Source organism: Flavobacterium soyangense (assembly GCF_015277675.1).
Classification (GTDB): domain Bacteria; phylum Bacteroidota; class Bacteroidia; order Flavobacteriales; family Flavobacteriaceae; genus Flavobacterium; species Flavobacterium soyangense.
On record NZ_JADHEC010000048.1, the window covers coordinates 1 to 17,124 of the forward strand.

The 17,124-nt window shown below is 31.3% G+C and carries 18 protein-coding genes and 1 pseudogene; 13 read left to right on the forward strand and 6 right to left on the reverse strand.

Annotated features, from left to right (window positions below; all coding sequences use genetic code 11):
• Nucleotides 1–282: 282 nt before the first annotated feature.
• From IR213_RS14885 to IR213_RS14900, 4 genes are all read left to right on the forward strand, one after another.
• Nucleotides 283–639 carry a hypothetical protein gene (locus tag IR213_RS14885; protein ID WP_194313092.1) on the forward strand — a complete coding sequence of 119 codons (357 nt, stop codon included), beginning with the start codon at nt 283–285 and terminating at the stop codon, nt 637–639.
• 25 nt (nt 640–664) lie between these two features.
• Nucleotides 665–1,378, forward strand: a complete 714-nt coding sequence (locus IR213_RS14890; protein ID WP_194313093.1) for a thioredoxin domain-containing protein — start codon at nt 665–667, stop codon at nt 1,376–1,378.
• Nucleotides 1,379–1,537: 159 nt separating this feature from the next.
• Nucleotides 1,538–1,861, forward strand: a complete 324-nt coding sequence (locus tag IR213_RS14895; RefSeq protein ID WP_194313094.1) for an EthD family reductase — start codon at nt 1,538–1,540, stop codon at nt 1,859–1,861.
• A gap of 66 nt (nt 1,862–1,927) precedes the next feature.
• On the forward strand, nt 1,928–2,812 hold the full coding sequence (locus IR213_RS14900) for an alpha/beta hydrolase (protein ID WP_194313095.1): 885 nt from the start codon (nt 1,928–1,930) through the stop codon (nt 2,810–2,812).
• Nucleotides 2,813–3,033: 221 nt separating this feature from the next.
• On the opposite strand, the gene IR213_RS14905 is transcribed toward IR213_RS14900, so the two are convergent.
• Nucleotides 3,034–3,888, reverse strand: a complete 855-nt coding sequence (locus tag IR213_RS14905) for a PhzF family phenazine biosynthesis protein (protein ID WP_194313096.1) — start codon at nt 3,886–3,888, stop codon at nt 3,034–3,036.
• A 185-nt stretch (nt 3,889–4,073) separates the two neighbouring features.
• Here IR213_RS14905 and IR213_RS14910 point away from each other — a divergent pair, with 185 nt between their 5' ends.
• The 5 genes and pseudogenes from IR213_RS14910 to IR213_RS14925 all read left to right on the forward strand — a co-directional run bounded on the left by IR213_RS14910 (nt 4,074) and on the right by IR213_RS14925 (nt 7,157).
• Nucleotides 4,074–5,018: an alpha/beta fold hydrolase gene (locus IR213_RS14910; RefSeq protein ID WP_194313097.1), complete on the forward strand. Its 945-nt coding sequence runs from the start codon at nt 4,074–4,076 to the stop codon at nt 5,016–5,018.
• Nucleotides 5,019–5,170: 152 nt separating this feature from the next.
• Nucleotides 5,171–5,581 (forward strand): RidA family protein, encoded by a 411-nt coding sequence (locus IR213_RS14915; protein ID WP_194313098.1) that lies wholly within the window; start codon nt 5,171–5,173, stop codon nt 5,579–5,581.
• 61 nt (nt 5,582–5,642) lie between these two features.
• Nucleotides 5,643–5,738, forward strand: a pseudogene (locus IR213_RS16425) (IS982 family transposase); the annotation flags it as partial.
• Between the two features lie 185 nt (nt 5,739–5,923).
• A complete protein-coding gene (locus tag IR213_RS14920) occupies nt 5,924–6,460 on the forward strand; it encodes an NADPH-dependent FMN reductase (protein WP_194313099.1) in 537 nt (178 codons plus the stop codon).
• Nucleotides 6,461–6,623: 163 nt separating this feature from the next.
• On the forward strand, nt 6,624–7,157 hold the full coding sequence (locus IR213_RS14925) for a carboxymuconolactone decarboxylase family protein (RefSeq protein WP_194313100.1): 534 nt from the start codon (nt 6,624–6,626) through the stop codon (nt 7,155–7,157).
• A 200-nt stretch (nt 7,158–7,357) separates the two neighbouring features.
• Here IR213_RS14925 and IR213_RS14930 read toward each other — a convergent pair whose 3' ends face one another.
• Complete coding sequence (locus IR213_RS14930) at nt 7,358–7,507, reverse strand: hypothetical protein (RefSeq protein WP_194313101.1); 150 nt, start codon at nt 7,505–7,507, stop codon at nt 7,358–7,360.
• 146 nt (nt 7,508–7,653) lie between these two features.
• Between IR213_RS14930 and IR213_RS14935 the strand changes: the two genes are divergently transcribed.
• The 4 genes from IR213_RS14935 to IR213_RS14950 all read left to right on the forward strand — a co-directional run bounded on the left by IR213_RS14935 (nt 7,654) and on the right by IR213_RS14950 (nt 10,682).
• Nucleotides 7,654–8,253 carry a peroxiredoxin-like family protein gene (locus IR213_RS14935; protein WP_194313102.1) on the forward strand — a complete coding sequence of 200 codons (600 nt, stop codon included), beginning with the start codon at nt 7,654–7,656 and terminating at the stop codon, nt 8,251–8,253.
• 39 nt (nt 8,254–8,292) lie between these two features.
• Complete coding sequence (locus IR213_RS14940; protein WP_194313103.1) at nt 8,293–8,799, forward strand: Cif family virulence factor; 507 nt, start codon at nt 8,293–8,295, stop codon at nt 8,797–8,799.
• Nucleotides 8,800–9,035: 236 nt separating this feature from the next.
• Nucleotides 9,036–9,476, forward strand: a complete 441-nt coding sequence (locus tag IR213_RS14945; RefSeq protein ID WP_194313104.1) for a YHS domain-containing (seleno)protein — start codon at nt 9,036–9,038, stop codon at nt 9,474–9,476.
• A gap of 738 nt (nt 9,477–10,214) precedes the next feature.
• The gene (locus IR213_RS14950) at nt 10,215–10,682 is read left to right on the forward strand and encodes a YHS domain-containing (seleno)protein (protein WP_194313105.1); all 468 of its coding nucleotides are present in this window, start codon (nt 10,215–10,217) and stop codon (nt 10,680–10,682) included.
• 794 nt (nt 10,683–11,476) lie between these two features.
• On the opposite strand, the gene IR213_RS14955 is transcribed toward IR213_RS14950, so the two are convergent.
• The 4 genes from IR213_RS14955 to IR213_RS14970 form a co-directional block, all read right to left on the reverse strand.
• Entirely contained in the window at nt 11,477–12,661 is a 1,185-nt protein-coding gene (locus IR213_RS14955; protein WP_194313106.1) for an acetate/propionate family kinase, read from the reverse strand.
• A gap of 85 nt (nt 12,662–12,746) precedes the next feature.
• Complete coding sequence (gene pta / locus IR213_RS14960; RefSeq protein ID WP_194313107.1) at nt 12,747–14,840, reverse strand: phosphate acetyltransferase; 2,094 nt, start codon at nt 14,838–14,840, stop codon at nt 12,747–12,749.
• A gap of 84 nt (nt 14,841–14,924) precedes the next feature.
• Nucleotides 14,925–15,995: a magnesium/cobalt transporter CorA gene (gene corA / locus IR213_RS14965; RefSeq protein WP_194313108.1), complete on the reverse strand. Its 1,071-nt coding sequence runs from the start codon at nt 15,993–15,995 to the stop codon at nt 14,925–14,927.
• Nucleotides 15,996–16,138: 143 nt separating this feature from the next.
• Entirely contained in the window at nt 16,139–16,993 is an 855-nt protein-coding gene (locus IR213_RS14970; RefSeq protein WP_194313109.1) for an alpha/beta hydrolase, read from the reverse strand.
• Nucleotides 16,994–17,124: the final 131 nt, after the last annotated feature.

The window sequence follows — 17,124 nt, forward strand, 5'->3', positions numbered from 1 at the left end:
ATTATATTTGACATGGATATTGTTTGTTTTGCGACTTCAAGATACTGAATTTCAGTGTCTTGAGCAATATCTAATTAATATTTTTTACTTCAAATAATTACACCCAACGGGTTAATACATACTATATTATTATCCAAATATTTACAAAATAAAAGATAAATAAAAAAAATGAGTTTTAAATTCATTCAAAAACCTAATAAAAAAATGCTTTTATATGTAAAACTAAAGTCTTTTTTAGCAGAATTAAAATTAAAATAATCTAACAAAAAAAAAGAAAAAAAAATGAAAATACTAAATTCAAAGATTCACGGACTTATTGATTATGTTTTTGTGATGTTTCTATTTTCGTCGCCATTAATTTTGGGACTTCCAAACAACACATCAATATTCACTTATTTACTGGGATGTATACATTTAACCCTAACACTATTAACAAATTTTGAGTTTGGTTTAATTAAGTTAGTCCCCATTAAAATTCATGGCTGGATTGAACTAGCTGTTTCTTTTGCCCTTATTTTTCTGGCATTTTACTTAGGTGAAATTGAAAATGAATTGTCTCGAAACTTCTACTTTGCCGTTGCAGGTTTGGTGTTTTTAACTTGGATTTTATCTGATTACTCCAAAAATACCAAAGAATAATAAATACGCTTAGATAAAAATAATTATGAAAGAAAAAGCTCTATTTACATTAATGATACTATCCTTTTTTGTTAGTAGCTTAAAAGGCCAGAATAAAGATGTAAAACGACTACTTTCTGCGGTCGAATTTTCTGAAAAAATAATGACAATCACTAAACCGGTCATAATAGATGTGAGAACACGAGAAGAATTCACAAAAGGACATTTACCAAATGCTGTAAACTTTGATTGGAATAATAGTGAAAACTTTGAAAATCAAACTGCTAAACTCGACAAATCAAAACCATACTTTATATACTGTTTGAGTGGTTCCAGAAGTGCCGATGCTTCAGAAAAATTAAATAGAAATGGTTTTAAAGAAATATATGATTTAAAAGGAGGCATTTTAAAATGGAGAGCAGCAAATTTGCCACAGGTTATCGATACAAAAGCAACACCAAAAGGGTTAACAAAAAAACAATTTGATGAATTGGCTAATTCAAAAAAAATTGTTCTGATCGATTTTTATGCAGATTGGTGTGGTCCTTGCAGAAAGATGAAACCCTACTTAGAAGAAATTGCCAATAACATGAAAGACAAGGTTGAAGTCATTAGAATAAATGCGGATGACAATCAAAAACTTTGCAAAGAATTAAACATTGACGCTTTGCCTGTTTTAAAATTGTTTAAAAACAAAGAGCTTACTTGGTCTAATGTTGGTTTTATAACAAAGGATGATGTTTTAAAACAATTACAATAGGATTGTAAAATTTTGAAACTTTTTTAAAAGCAATGGAATAATTCAATCTGAATTTCAATGGTGTTAAAACGAATATGTAAAAAAAGCAAAATAAAATCATAAATTTTAGGTGATTTTATACAGCTAAAAGTCTTAATAAAATAATTAAATCTCAAAAAAATGAATACAATAAGCATACTTTATCCGAACAAATTAGACTCGGAATTTAATTTTCAATATTACACTGAAATTCACATGCCAAGATCCATACAACTTCTAAGCACACATCCTGGTTTTAAAGGAGTTTCTGTAGAAAGAGGTGTTGGAACAGCCGAAACAGGAACCGAAGTTCCCTATATAGCCTTGTGTCATTTTACTTTTGACACAGTGCAAAGTTTCATTGAGGCCTTTACTCCTCACGCTATGGAACTACAAGGAGATATGAAGAATTTTACAGAGATTATACCCATCATTCAATTCAATGATATACTGATATCCCAATAAGAAATAAGCAAACTGCAAAGAGTAAAATAATTAAAGAAAACAACATAAATACATAAATTGCCTAAAATGAAAATAAAAATATTTTTTTGTCTGATGCTATTGAATAGCAGTTTGATTCATGCACAAGAAACGATACAATTACCATTTGAAAATCCTGATAATATAAAGTGGGAAAATAAAGAAAAAGAATACTACTCTTCGATATGGAAAGCCCAAGTGGTAACAAACGTTTCCACTCCTTCTTTACTAGTTTACAGACCAGCATTAAAAATTAATAATGGGACAGCCGTAATTATTGCTCCAGGAGGTGGGTTTTATGGGCTAAGTATTAAAAATGAAGGAACTGACGTTGCTGAATGGCTTGTCAAAAAAGGAGTTACCGTATTTGTGTTAAAATATAGATTAGTACCAACTGCTGAAGATGGAGCAGCTGAAATCAGTAAAATATCTGAAAGTAATCACGCAAAATATCTAGAAGAAGCCAATAAAATAATACCTTATTCAATCAAAGACGGAACAAATGCTGTAGCATATGTCCGAAAACATTCCGATGACTTTGGAATAAGTAAGAATAAAATAGGATTTATGGGGTTTTCTGCTGGTGGTACCGTGTCATTATCTGTTGCTTTAAATAGTTCAGACGAAAGTAAAATAGATTTTTTAGTTCCTGTTTATACAGCAGCATCTTACTTTTTTCCAATGCAAGAACCAACAAAAAATGCTCCGCCTATTTTTCTGGTATGCGCATCGGATGATGGATTTGGTTTAGCGGATGATTCAATTGAACTATATAAATTGTGGCATCACCTAGGAATAAACGCCGAATTACACATGTTTGCTAGAGGATATCACGGTTTTGGTATGACAAAAAGTGGCCAACCAAAAGACAAATGGATAGAACGATTTTATGAATGGGCTCTAAATGAAAATTATATTCAAAATAAAAAATAAGGTTAATCATTAAATTAAGCCTAACTACCTTTACTCCTACTCCTTTATAAGAATTGGTCTTAAGTAATGTTACAAAAAAAACTGTTATTCCAACAGTTTTTTTTGCATAGTGTATAAACATCAATTAAATATTACGGAAAATATTATTTATTTTTTAATTGGAACTTAAAACTTTAAGAATTATGATTATTTTTTAACCTATTGTTTACAAATTATTTAAACTATTTTTCTTGTAAAAGTTGCCCAAACGCAATTTTGCAAACATCTCCTTCAACAAATATTTCGCCGGTTTTAGATATTCTAATTTTTATTGTACTAGGTCTGCCCAAAAAGCGGCCTTGATTTAAAACCATTTCAGTTTCTAATTCCAATAGATTATTTTTATGCAAATAAGCTCCAACAGGTCCGGCAGCACTTCCCGTTGCGACATCTTCATACAATCCAAGATTATCCCAAGTTCTGCCTTCCAAATTTTCGATATCTAAAACATATAAAAATTTGGCATTAATCGCTTTTAATTTTTCTTCTAAATCGGGAATTGTAATTTTTGCTTTAGCAAGCGATGCTGATTTTATTGGCATAATTAAATAGGGTAAACCGGTAGTAATTACTTGAAAAGGCATACCATCAACTTTATCTTCTTTAGTCAAATTAAAGTAACTCAAAAATTCAATTTCTTGTTGAGTTGAAAGAATCGTGCCAAACTCAGCCTTGCCTTGATTCATTTGAGCAGAGTAATAGGTGTCGTATTTTATCGTTTCTATTGCAACCGATTTCTCGTTAAGTTCGATTATCCAATTACTTTTGGCAACGCTTTTGGTAAATAAATCATGAAGAATAGCTGCAGCACCAATCAAAGGATGTCCTGCAAAATCCAACTCTTCCTCCATTGTAAAAATATAGGCTCTAAAAGTATTTTCATTAATCTGCTTTAAAAAAATACTTTCAAATTGACGCATCTCTTGGGTAACAAGTTGCATAAATCCTTTGTCCAAATCTTTTGTGCCAATGAAAATTGTGAGTCCGTTCCCAGAATAGGGCTTATTTGAGAATACATCAACATGAAAATAGTCCATCTATAGGGTTTGTTTAAAATTTTAGATAAATTAGCTAATTTAAACGCAAATTTAAGCAATTATTGTTTGCAAAAATTAACTGTGAAAATTGTCCATCAATTTATGAAAATTATCCATTTTAAAATCTTAGCACTTTTATTAGATTTGTAATGTCAACAACGACGAACAACATTAAATTAAAAATTATGAAAACGTATTACAAATCATTTGCAGTAGCTGTTCTATTTTTTATTTCAGTAGCTGCCGTAGCACAAGTGTCCTACAAAAGTATTAAAGTTGATGGATTGAATATCTCTTATAGAGAGGCCGGAAATCCTAAAAACCCAAAATTAGTCCTTCTGCATGGCTTTCCCGCAGGATCACATCAGTACCGAAATTTAATTCAATCCCTTTCAGATAAATTTCATGTTATCGCTCCGGATTATCCAGGTTTTGGATTAAGTGATATGCCAGACCCGGCAACATACAATTATACTTTTGATGGTATTTCAGAAATAGTGGAACACTTCTTGAAATTAAAAGGTTTTGATCATTACGGTTTATATGTTCAAGATTATGGTGGACCAGTTGGATTTAGAATCGTTGGTCGTAATCCAAAAGCACTAGATTGGTTAATTATACAAAATAGCAACGCTTACGAAGTTGGATTTACGCCTGCTTGGGATGGTTTCCGTGGAGCGCTTTGGAAAAACCGATCAGCAGAAACCGAAAAACCATTAGCAGCATTTTTAACTCATGACGCTATTAAAGGAATCTATCTTTTTGGAGCTAAAAACCCTGAATTAATTAGCCCTGACAACTGGGAATCAGATTATGCTTTTATGCAGCGACCTAATGCAGTTCGAGTAAATCTTGATTTGTTTTATGATTACCGTAAAAACGTTGAATTGTATCCTGCGTGGCAAGAATTCCTTCGCAAAAACCAACCTAAAACCTTAATTTTTTGGGGACAAACCGACATATTTTTTACACCGGCTGGAGGAGAAGCTTTCTTAAAAGATTTACCTAATGCAGAAATGCATCGTCTTGAAGCAGGTCACTTTGCGGTAGAAGATCATCTGGAAGTTATTTCTAAAGAAATACACCATTTTTATGCTGCTAAAGTAGCCACAGGAAAGACTAAAAAATAACATTTAGCTTCTCACCAAATAATACAAAAGCCAGAGAGTGATTTCTGGCTTTTTCTGGTTACTAAAATATTGCATTAACAAAGAATCCCATAAAAAATAAAGTGTAAGTATCAGTTTCGTGCGAATGGCAAAATAATAAACTTAAAAATAAAATGAATTCCAAAAAATACATTGTTAAAGGCGAAGGATTACCTAATTGGTCAAATCCAATAAGTCACGGTGTTGTTGTAAATAATATGTGTTTTGTTAGCGGGCAACTATCCGTGGATAAAGAGGGACAATACGTTTGCGGAACTGCTTTGGAAGAAGCAAAAATTGCTTTTAAAAACTTTTTTGCCGTATTAAAAAAAGCAAATTTCGATAATGACGACATCGTATTTATTGATATCGCATTTGACGATTTAGAAAATTTGCCTGAAATAAATAATTTATTCTGCAGTTTGTTTCCTGAAAATAAACGTCCTGCAAGAACTGTTTATGAAGTAAAAAAATTACCATTTGGAGGAAAAATAAAAGTAACAGGAACAGCAGTCAAAGTGCTAAGGAATAAAACGAATATTTGAAAGCACTTTATATAAATCACATTCTTGAAATAAATTAAACTAACCTATTTGTTATAGTAATATTAGTTTATCGTCTGAATTTATGTCGATTGACAGTGAAAGCTCATTATTTAAATCGGCTGAATCTTCTCAAATTATAAATTTAATTGAACGAAGTTAGTTTGATAAAAGAACAAGAAAATTGTTTTTATTTGTAAAAATAAAGGATATTCCCGTAAATTTATCTTGTTGCTAAATTAGTATATACAATAAAACATAAATAAACAAAATAGCCGTTTTAAATCACAAATCCTGATTTAGAATGGCTATATTTATTCCATCAAAAACAACAAATAACTATAGATGAAAACAACTAAGAAAATATTCGCCATTTCAGGAAGTACCAGAAGCAATTCCAGTAATTTGAAAATACTAAAACAAATTGCCGAATTGTCAAAAGATCTTTTCGAAGTAAAAATATTCGAAAATCTGGCAGAAATTCCTCATTTCAATCCTGATTTAGACACTGAAAATCCTCCGCAACAAGTCACCAACTTCAGAAACGAAATTCAAAAAGCGGATGGTATTATCATTTGCACACCCGAATATGTTTTCAGTTTGCCTGGCAGTTTAAAAAATGCTTTAGAATGGTGTGTTTCGACAACTATTTTTTCAAAAAAGAAGGTAGGATTAATTACAGCTTCGGCTTCGGGCGAAAAAGGGCACGAAGAATTACAGTTAATAATGAAAACCATCGAAGCCAGTTTTAATGCGGATACTTCACTTTTAATTCAAGGCGTTAGAGGAAAAGTGAATGCCGAAGGAGTTATTGTTGATAATTTAACTTTAAATCAAATTCAGGAATTCATTGTGGCTTTAGATAACCTACTTTGGAAATAAGTTTTCAATACCTTTTTATTTTTTTATGCAAAAACGTAAACTAAAAAGTCTGGGAAAATTATCCATTAACTAGCGTTTAAAATCCATTTTAAAAGATATATAACTGTCGCAACTTTGTAAAGTCAATAATGACAAACAAAATTAAAAAAAAAAAAAAAAAAAAATGAAAACATTTACAGTTCCAACTAGAGAAGAAGTTGCACCAGCAAATCAAGCCATTTTCGACAGCCTACAAAAAGCATTAGGTTTTGTACCTAATTTGTATGCCACTATAGCACATTCTGAAAATGGATTGACAAGATTTTTAGCTTACCAAAACGCTAAAACTTCACTAAACAACAAAGAAAAAGAAGCCGTGAATTTAATCGTAAGCCAAGTAAACGGTTGTGTTTATTGCCTAAGTGCCCATTTGGTTTTAGGTAAAATGAATGGTTTTTCAGAAGATCAATTGTTAGACATTAGAAAAGGTAAAAGTACTGATGCTAAATTAAATGCCTTAGTTCAATTGGCTGCCGATGTTGCCGATAACAAAGGAAGAGCCAGTTCTGAAACTATTAATGCATTTTTTGAAAATGGATATACTAATGAAAATTTAGTAGATTTGATTCTTCAGGTAAGTGATAAAACAGCAATGAACTTTTTGCATAATCTAACTCAAATTCCAGTTGATTTTCCTTTAGCTCCAGCTTTAGACTAATACATAAAACACTATATTAGATCGTTTTATAATCTTACTTAATTCAAAAAAGTCATACAATTGTAATTAGACTGCCCCCAAAAAGTTAGACTCTATTTGGGGGTATTTTTATGAAAAAAAAAGTCAAGTATGATTATGCATTCATAACTTCTTCCCAATTTGTATGTCCTGAAGATGCGTTGATGTATTCTGCTGACAGTTTAGGTATTAGGAACAATCACCACAACATCCTCCATTTTAGCAATTGGATTCATAAAAACCAAAATGAATGATTTGGGCAAAATAACCAATGCTGCAAAGCAACAACTAAGTTCTACAGATGAAAAGGAAAGTAATTGAAAATTGCCCATTTACTTGTGTTAGGATTAACCAAAGGTTTAGTGCCGGTTAGATTTGAAAAATTGCATTTTAATTATTTTTCTTTGTTCAAATGCAAAGTAGCCGGCAATATAACATTTTAAGGCACAATACTTTTGAAGTATAAAAATTATCAATTATGAAAAAACACATTTTACTACTAGCGCTCTCCTTTATTTCAATTGCAGCAAGTTCTCAGAACGAATTGCCAAAATTACCTACCGATATTTCTCCTTTATTGGTTGGAGAAAAAATACCAAACCTAAAGTTAAAATCTGTTGACAATGTTGAAGTGAATTTATCAGACTTGATTGGCAAGAAACGAACTATTTTAGTTTTCTATCGGGGTGGTTGGTGTCCGTACTGCAACATACAATTGTCAGCATTAGGAGAAGCCGAAAAAGAATTGCTAGAATTGGGATACCAAATTATTGCCGTAAGTCCAGATGCTCCAAAAAATTTGAAAGTTACGGACGAAAAAGACAACCTAAATTACCTTTTATTATCAGACAGTAAAGGAGAATTATCTAAAGCAGTAGGAATTGCATTTCAAGCCCCAGACGGTTATAAACCCTATATTTCTGATGGTTCAGATGGAATTAACACCTCTTTTTTGCCTGTTCCAACTGTATTTATTGTAAATAGTAATGGTGAAATTGAGTTTGAACATATTACACCAGATTTCAAACACCGTATTTCGACAGAATTATTAATTGCTGCGGCTAAATCTTTAAAATAAAAAAGTAATATCAAATCAAACAATTAACAAATTTAAATAATGAAACGACTTATAGTACTATTGACATTTTCTTTCTTATCTCACTCTGCATTTAGTCAGAATGAGGAAACGTCAAACAAAACAGAAATTAAACAAATATTGACAACTTTTATGGACTGTTTAGTTAAAAAAGACAGCGTTAAATTTTATTCTCTTTTTCATAATGAACCAACAGTTTGGGTTGGAGTTTTCAAAGAGAAAACACAACAAAACAGATTAAGTAAAGACAAAACTAAAAAGGGCAATTTCACAAGTACTTACAAAAAATTTTTCAGAACTATTTTTGACTTGGCAACTTATGAAGAAAAATATTATAACGTAGAAATTATTGAAGATGGTAGTATAGCCACTACAACATTTGATTATAGTTTTTGGAAAGACAATAAAAAAATTAATTGGGGTAAAGAAAGTTGGGGGCTAGTAAAAATTGATGGACAATGGAAAATAACGAGTATAATTTTCTCAGCTGAATTTGAAAGCATTAATCCAGAACCGATAAAAAAATAACCACAAAAAAGACAGTTATTGGTTAAACACACTGATTCAAAATCAAAAGCACAACTAATTATTCCATTTAATGTTGCGGGGTGTCAATTATTGATAAATATTTTTTTTAGTACACAAATAATTAAAAACTAGATATGGTATATACCTAAGTTGTTAATAAAATTAAAACTGTAAGCTAGCCGACAAATAGAAATAATAGATTCGGTTAATTTTGTATTTAAACTAATACACAAATTATGAAAAAAATGTTTTTTATGCTAATGTTTGCAATGACTGCAATCGTTGGTAATGCACAAAAGGCTCAAATCTACAGCACAAAAGCAGGAGCAATAAATGGTTATGATGCCGTGTCCTACTTTAGCGAAAGTAAGCCTGTAAAAGGAGATGCAAAATTTACTTTAAAGTGGATGGATGCAACTTGGTATTTCTCTACGAATAAAAATCTAGAAGTATTTAAAGCAAATCCAGAAAAATATGCTCCAAAATACGGGGGGTATTGTGCTTATGGGGTAGCTCAAGGTCACAAAGCACCTACTGATCCGGAAGCTTGGTCAATAACTGACGGAGTGCTTTACCTAAATTATAACAAAGAGGTGCAAAAAATGTGGACGAAAGATCAAAAAGATCTTGCTCTAAAAGCGGACTCAAAATGGTCTACTGTTAAAAATGACAAATAGTAACAAGTATATTTTAGAATAAAATTGATTAACTCAAAATTTTCAGCCTGTTCAAATAATTGAACAGGCTGTTTTTTTATACACGGATTTTTTCTATTAAATATGCTTAAATGAAAAATCTCTAAACTAATTTTAATTTTGGGAGCATTAAAAGGTAAAACGTCTAATTATGAAATATACAATGAACAAAATAAGCATTTTTAATACAAACAATTTAAATTCGGAATTTGATTTTTAATATTATTCTGAAATACACATACTAAGATCAATCGAACTTTTGGTTAGTCATCCTGGATTTAGACAGGTTTCTGCAGAAAAGAGTATTGTAAGTTTCGACCACAATTTTTTTAAAAAAGAAAGAGGGTTTAATTACAGTTTCGGCCTGTGGTTAAAAAGGAAAGGAAGAATTACAGCTAATAATGAAAACCATCGAAGCCATTTTAATGTGGATACTTCACTTTTAATTAAAGGCGCAAGAGGTAAAGTTAATTTTGAAGAGACTATCGTTAATGGAAAAACCTTAGAACAGATACAAAAATTTATTACCTCATTCGACAACTAACTTAGGAAATAAGTTTGAAAAACCTTCTTATTTATTTTGAAGCAAAAAGGAACAAAAAAAGCTTTGGGAAAATCGTCCATCAACAAGCGTTCATAATCCATTTTAAACTCCCAAAAGCTGTCGCATCTTTGTAAAGTCAATAATGACAAAATAATTAACAATAAAAATTTAGAAAAATGAAAAATTTAAAATCTTTAGTTTTAGTAGCAGTTGTGGCTTTGTTTTCAAACTTTGCTTCGGCTCAAACAGCACCAGTTGACAAAGACAAACTAGCCAATGGTGGTTATGATGTAGTTTCATATTTTACTGTAAACAAAGCAGTAAAAGGAGACAAAAAATTTGCAGTAGAATATAATGGAGCTAATTACTATTTTGCATCTGCAAAAGACCAAAAAGCGTTCAAAGCTAATCCAACAAAATTCTTGCCACAATGTGACGGATATTGCGCTTGGGGAGTTGCTGAAAAAAACGTAAAATTTCCAGTTAACCCAGAAACTTTTAAAGTAGTTAACGGAAAATTGTATTTGTTTTTTAATGGTGATTTTAAAGGAGCTCCTTTTAACACTTTAAACGAATGGAACAAAGACGAGAAAAAACAATTAGACAAGCTTGATGCTGCCTGGATGATGGTTAAAAAATCTTAATTACAACCCGTTGGGTGTAATTATTAAAACCGTTAGTTCAAGTGTTTTTTGTGAAGTAAAACGGAACAAAAAATGTATCGAGAACCGTTTTTAATAAAATTTGTTTTGTTTCCGATACGATTTTCTATCAAAAATCACTCGAACTGACGATAAATTATTATTAAAAACTAATTACACCCAACGGGTTAATTACAATTAAGTTTTAATTAAAAGCCAATAAAGGTATAAATCCTTTATATTAACTTTTTAATTTAAAAAATAAACGGCGGCAGGAAATTTATTTTTCTGTCGCCGTTTGCAATTAAAACAAAGAATCAGCAATTACATAATTATTGGAAGACTTTTAAAATTGCAAAATCCGGATAAATAGGATTTTATCAATATTAAAATATAGCATAAAACTAAAGGAAACTTTTTTAAAGCAAAAGACAAAGCTGTTGTATTGGGTCTTAAGGATTTCATCTTGTTAAATAAGAGCATTAGAAAATATTTTTTTAAGTCAAAATAAGAATTAAACAACTGAAAATAAACAGTTTATTTATTTTTAATAAATTTAAGTAACTTACAGGAAAATTATCCATTAACTTGTATATAAGTCTGAAAATATCCGACTTATCCACCCTAAATTGGGTCGCTTTGTCTGATAAACGTCAATATTTATTGTTTTCAAATTTATAAATAATTATTTACAAATCATCAATTAGTCTTTTTATTTGTGGCAAACTTTTGGCATATTTGAAGTTAAAAAACCTGACAGGTTTTTATAACCTGTCAAGTTTAACTCAATTAATTTATTAACTCGAAAGCAATCCATAAACCTGATTAGCAATTTCGATTTCTTCATTGGTAGGAATCACCAATATTTTTGTTTTTGATTGTGGAGTATTGATTTCCCTAATTTCTTTCGAACGCATATCATTTTTAGATTCATCGATTTCAATTCCAAAATACTCCATATCAGTACAAACTAACTTTCGAATATAAGAAGAGTTTTCACCAATTCCAGCCGTGAAAATAATGGCATCCAAGCCATTTAAAGCTGCAGTATAGGAACCAATATATTTCTTGATTCGGTAAGCATTCATTGCTAAAGCCAATTGACATTCTTTATTTCCTTGTCCAGCCTCAGATTCAATATCTCTCAAATCACTAAAACCAGTGAGTCCAAGCATTCCGCTTTGTTTTTGCAACATCGTATTTACATCTGCAAGGGAATACCCTAATGAATTGACCATATAAAATATAACTGATTGATCAATATCGCCACTACGCGTTCCCATAATCAACCCATTCATTGGCCCAAAACCAAGCGTGTGATCAATACTTTTTCCATCTTTTACGGCTGTCATACTGCACCCATTACCCAAATGTATGGTGATAATTTTGGAACTATTTTGCAAAAACTTAATCGCTTTTTCCGAAACATATTTATGACTTGTGCCGTGAAAACCGTAAACCCGAATTTTATTTTCCGTCAAAAGATAATTAGGCAATGCATATTTGTGAGCTACAACAGGAATTGTTTGGTGAAATGCCGTGTCAAAAACAGCCACTTGTTTGGCAGTATTGAAAATTTCTTCGGCTACAATTATGCCTTCAAAATTAGCAGGATTATGCAAAGGAGCCAATTCAAAAAGTTGTTTGATTTTATCTTTTACCTTTTCATTGATTATAGTTGTTTTCGAAAAACCTGCACCACCGTGAACGACACGATGACCTACCGCTTCAATTTCGAGTGTGCTTTTAATCACACCCACTTTTTCGTCCATCAATAAACGAGCTATTTTTTCCAAACCTGTTTTATGATTGGGAATGGGCATTGTTTCTTCAATTTTATTTTTATGGGTTACATAACTTAAATTGGATGTTTCTAGCCCAATTCTTTCAATCATTCCAGAACAAATAACTTCGCAAGAAGGCATATCAATTAATTGGTATTTTATAGAAGAACTCCCCGAGTTTATTATTACTATTTTCATTTAAATTTTATTAAAAGATTAAAAAATTGAAACATTAAAAGATTAATTTTTAAATCATTAATATTTCAATCTTTAAGTTAAAAATCTATAATCCTTGTGCTTGAATGGCTGTAATTACAACCGTGTTTATAATATCGTCAACGGTACAGCCACGGCTTAAATCGTTTACGGGTTTGTTTAGTCCTTGTAACATTGGGCCAATTGCCAATGCACCAGTTTCTCTTTGAACGGCTTTGTAAGTATTATTTCCCGTATTTAAATCAGGGAAAATCAAAACGCTGGCGTGTCCTGCCACTTCTGAATTTGGCATCTTGCTTTGTCCTACTACTGAATCTACGGCGGCATCATATTGAATTGGCCCTTCTATTTTTAAATCGGGACGTTTTTGTCTGACAATTTCAGTAGCCGCTCTGACTTTGTCTACCTCATCCCCTTTTCCTGATGATCCGGAAGAATAAGAAAGCATTGCAATTTTTGGCTCGATTCCGAAAGCTAAACTAGAATCCGCTGATGAAATGGCGATTTCTGCTAATTGTTCCGCAGTTGGATTTGGATTAATGGCGCAATCTCCAAAAATCGAAACTCGATCTTCCAGACACATAAAAAATATGGAGGAAACTACAGAAGAATTGGGTTTGGTTTTGATGAATTGCAAAGCTGGCAAAATAGTATGTTGTGTCGTGTGTGCCGCACCGGAAACCATACCGTCCGCATGACCTTTATATACCATCATCGTTCCAAAATAAGAACCATCTTCCATCAAATCTTTGGCAATTTCCAAAGTCATTTTCTTTTCTTTTCGCAACTCATAATAAGTATTCACATAATCATCATAATGTCTTGATTTTATTGGATTAATGATGTGAACTTTTGAAAAATCGAAAGACAAACCTAACTCTGCAACTTTGTTTTCTATTTGTTTTTTGTTTCCAATGATTGAAATATCGACCACATCCATGGCCAACAATCTAGAAGCTGCAATGATGACCCTATCGTCGTTTCCTTCAGGTAATACAATATGTTTACGATGTTTTTTGGCTCTTTTTACTAAATTATATTGAAACATTTTTGGAGTCATACCTTCTGCTTCAAACTTGATGAATTTTTCGGTAAGACTTTCTAAATCAACATATTTTTCGAAAGTATCAATAGACGTTTGAATCTTTTGGGTATTATTGGCATAAATTTTGGGTTTTATATCTCCAATTTTATTCGCAATCACATAAGTTCCTTCTTTCACAGCAATAATAGGCACTACTGATGAAAGTCCTTCAATTAATTTCAAAATAGTATCTTCTGGAATAATATTACCAGTCAAAATTATTCCTGAAATTGTAGGATAATTTACTGATTCATTGGCTTGTAATGCGCCAAGAATAATATCAGCCCTGTCGCCGGGAGTTATCACTAAACCATTCTCACGCAAATGCAATAAATAGTTTCTTAATTGCATTGCTCCCACACTGAAACTTGAAATTTGATTGTTCAAATAAGCCTCTCCAAACAAGACTTTGGCATCTAATTCATTAGCAATTTCCAATATTGTTGGATTGTTCAAACTCGAAATTATTGGAATAGCATTGACTAATAAACCATCTGGTAAGCTTTTTTTCAAACCTGAAGTAACTAATTTTATGTTCTCTGGCTGGACTTTATTTGCAATCACTGCTAAAACTTCGACATCTTTTACCTTGAACGAATCATAAGCAAGATAAAGGCTATCGACTAACTCCTCTAATGTTTTTCCTACTCCGGAACCTACAATTATCGCTGGAATCCCAAGATTTTTAGCAATAAGAACATTCATGTCCAACTCGATAACAGTTCCTTCTCCCGTGAAACTGGTTCCTTCGACTAATACAAAATCGAAGCGTTCTTCTAATTTTTTGTATTTTTCGATAATCAAATCGAGTACTTCACCCAGTTTTCCTTTGTTCTTCTTTTTGATTAATTTACTTTTCTTGATGGCATAAGCATCCTGAAAAGAAATATCCAAACCAAAATGGTTAATTACCGTTTCGATGTGATTGTCAATTTTTCCGTCTTCAAAATCTTCTGCGATGGGTCTAAAATAGCCAACTTTGGCTGTTTTTCCAATAAGCATACTCATTAAACCTAGGGTAACAATAGACTTACCACTATATTCTTCGCTTGTCGCGATGTATATCGCTTTATTCATTTTTGTAACTTTTTAAATTTATTCTTATCGAAATTCTATCTGAATTCCTAATGTATTTTTTTAGTTTATTCCACTTTTTAACAATCAAAACCAACGCCGCCTTTTGAAATAATAAATCATTGCCACCACGATTAAAATCATAATACCAATAATGGTATAATAACCATGTTCATATTCCAATTCAGGCATGTATTTAAAATTCATTCCATAAACACCAACAATAAATGTAAGCGGAATAAATATGGCCGAAACAACTGTCAGTGTCTTCATAATCTCATTCATTTTGTGGCTTTGAGCCGAAAAATAATAATCGGATGCACTATGAAGAGAACCCATATCTGATTCTATTTGTTCTAAAAGCTCTAGGCTTTTTTGATGCAATCTGGAAAAAAAACTAAAATTATCAATTTCAATTACATTAAAAACATCATCCTCTTTCATACTTTTTATATCGTATAAAGAATCTCTTAACGGAATAATGGAACGCTTGAGGAAATTAAAATTATCCCTGTGTTTTTCAATTTTTTCCAGAATTATCTTGTCAGTGCTATTTTTAGTTTGATTAATCAATTCCTCGATTTTATCTTCCTCATTTTCAATGGTTATGTAAAAATTTTCCATAATGGCATCGAGAAGAATGTAAAGTAAATAATCTGCTTTTTTTGTTCTGACAATCCCTGAATGTGTGCGGATTAGTTCCCGAATATGTGTAAAAAAATCAGAACGTTTTTCTTGGAAAGAAATCAAAATACCATCTTTTATCAAAAAACTAATTTGTTCTACACTAATATTATCGGTATCCTCTGCTGGCAATAATGATTTTATGTTAAAAAATAATGTGTCATGCTGTTCCTCAACTTTTGTTCTTCTATTAGTATTCAAAATATCAGCTAGCATAAAATCATCAATTTTGAAATAGTCGCCAACAGATTTCAACAAATCAATATCGTTTAAACCATGAATGTTAAGCCAATTTATTTTTTTGCAATCAATACTTTTTGCTAAATCCACAACTTTAAAATCCTCATATTCAGACAAATTAGCATCATCATAAACAAAAAGTTGCATTTCTGAATCTGTTCTTTTATGAATCCCTGTATATTCCAGATTAAAAGAATGCAACTTTCTGCCTTTCTTATATTTAATTTTTCTCATCCAAATTATTTTAAAAGCAAAATTAAGGAAATCTATTATAAAGAATTGTGATATTTATCATTTGTTGGAAATAAAAATCAAAAAAACGTCCTTTTTTTCATATGACGGTTTTCTATAATTTAGGAAGATGCAAATTAGTTTGTCTATTTCCCCAATAAAAATAATAATGGAATGTCTAATCTTTTTCGCCAAGAAATTTCTGTATGCGCTGCACCTTCAAATTTTCTTGTTTCCCAATTTTTTCCTTGAATATATCCTTTGGATTTCATCCCCTCATCCATCTGTTTTTGATAAGGCTCATACCAAGAATCCAAGGTTTCAGTACCATAATCAAAATAAATTCGATTGTTTTTTCCTTTTGGTAAATTGGATTTTAAGTAGTTGATAATCAAAGACGGGATTTTAGGATTATTCTGTTTCAAACTCACCGGAAAATGCGTTGAAAGGCAGGCAACTGCGCCAAATACTTTTGGATATTGGGTTTCTGCATAAATTGTAATCAATCCACCCATACTGGAACCCATCATATAAGTGTATTTTTTATCTTTTAAAGTTCTAAAATTTGAATCTACAAAAGGCTTTAATTCATCGACGATAAATTTCAAATATTCGTCTGCCAAAGGTCTACCATTATACTCGGCGTCTAGACTCTCTCTTAGACTTTTGTTTTCACTTTCCAAATTTTTAAAAGGCTTATTGGGTTGATATTCCCTAAATCGTTTGGGCGTATTCCAGATACCAACAACAATGGCTTCTTTTATTTTGTTTTCATTAATTAACTTAGTCATCATTTCGTCCACTTCCCATTCTTCGCCTGAAAGTCCGCGACCCCTTTCAAATAAAACCTGACCATCGTGCATATACAAGACTGGATATTTTTTATTTGGAGACATTTCATAACTTTGCGGAAGCCAAATATCCACATTTCTTGGATCTACATATTTTGATTTAAAATTTGGAAATTTTTTGATACCCAATGCTTGAGCATTAACTATCAATGTAAAAAATAAACTTAACCCGTTGGGTGTAATTATTTGAAGTAAAAAATATTAATTAGATATTGCTCAAGACACTGAAATTCAGTATCTTGAAGTCGCAAAACAAACAATATCCATGTCAAATATAATAA

Coding starts and splice junctions, on each gene's coding strand:
- IR213_RS14910 (WP_194313097.1), top strand. CDS start 4,074: ATGAAAACGTATTACAAATCATTTGCAGTAGCTGTTCTATTTTTTATT.
- IR213_RS14945 (WP_194313104.1), top strand. CDS start 9,036: ATGAAAAAAATGTTTTTTATGCTAATGTTTGCAATGACTGCAATCGTT.
- IR213_RS14920 (WP_194313099.1), top strand. CDS start 5,924: ATGAAAACAACTAAGAAAATATTCGCCATTTCAGGAAGTACCAGAAGC.
- IR213_RS14925 (WP_194313100.1), top strand. CDS start 6,624: ATGAAAACATTTACAGTTCCAACTAGAGAAGAAGTTGCACCAGCAAAT.
- IR213_RS14900 (WP_194313095.1), top strand. CDS start 1,928: ATGAAAATAAAAATATTTTTTTGTCTGATGCTATTGAATAGCAGTTTG.
- IR213_RS14915 (WP_194313098.1), top strand. CDS start 5,171: ATGAATTCCAAAAAATACATTGTTAAAGGCGAAGGATTACCTAATTGG.
- IR213_RS14955 (WP_194313106.1), bottom strand. CDS start 12,661: ATGAAAATAGTAATAATAAACTCGGGGAGTTCTTCTATAAAATACCAA.
- IR213_RS14895 (WP_194313094.1), top strand. CDS start 1,538: ATGAATACAATAAGCATACTTTATCCGAACAAATTAGACTCGGAATTT.
- IR213_RS14890 (WP_194313093.1), top strand. CDS start 665: ATGAAAGAAAAAGCTCTATTTACATTAATGATACTATCCTTTTTTGTT.
- IR213_RS14905 (WP_194313096.1), bottom strand. CDS start 3,888: ATGGACTATTTTCATGTTGATGTATTCTCAAATAAGCCCTATTCTGGG.
- corA (WP_194313108.1), bottom strand. CDS start 15,995: ATGAGAAAAATTAAATATAAGAAAGGCAGAAAGTTGCATTCTTTTAAT.
- IR213_RS14930 (WP_194313101.1), bottom strand. CDS start 7,507: ATGGGCAATTTTCAATTACTTTCCTTTTCATCTGTAGAACTTAGTTGT.
- IR213_RS14935 (WP_194313102.1), top strand. CDS start 7,654: ATGAAAAAACACATTTTACTACTAGCGCTCTCCTTTATTTCAATTGCA.
- IR213_RS14885 (WP_194313092.1), top strand. CDS start 283: ATGAAAATACTAAATTCAAAGATTCACGGACTTATTGATTATGTTTTT.
- IR213_RS14940 (WP_194313103.1), top strand. CDS start 8,293: ATGAAACGACTTATAGTACTATTGACATTTTCTTTCTTATCTCACTCT.
- pta (WP_194313107.1), bottom strand. CDS start 14,840: ATGAATAAAGCGATATACATCGCGACAAGCGAAGAATATAGTGGTAAG.
- IR213_RS14950 (WP_194313105.1), top strand. CDS start 10,215: ATGAAAAATTTAAAATCTTTAGTTTTAGTAGCAGTTGTGGCTTTGTTT.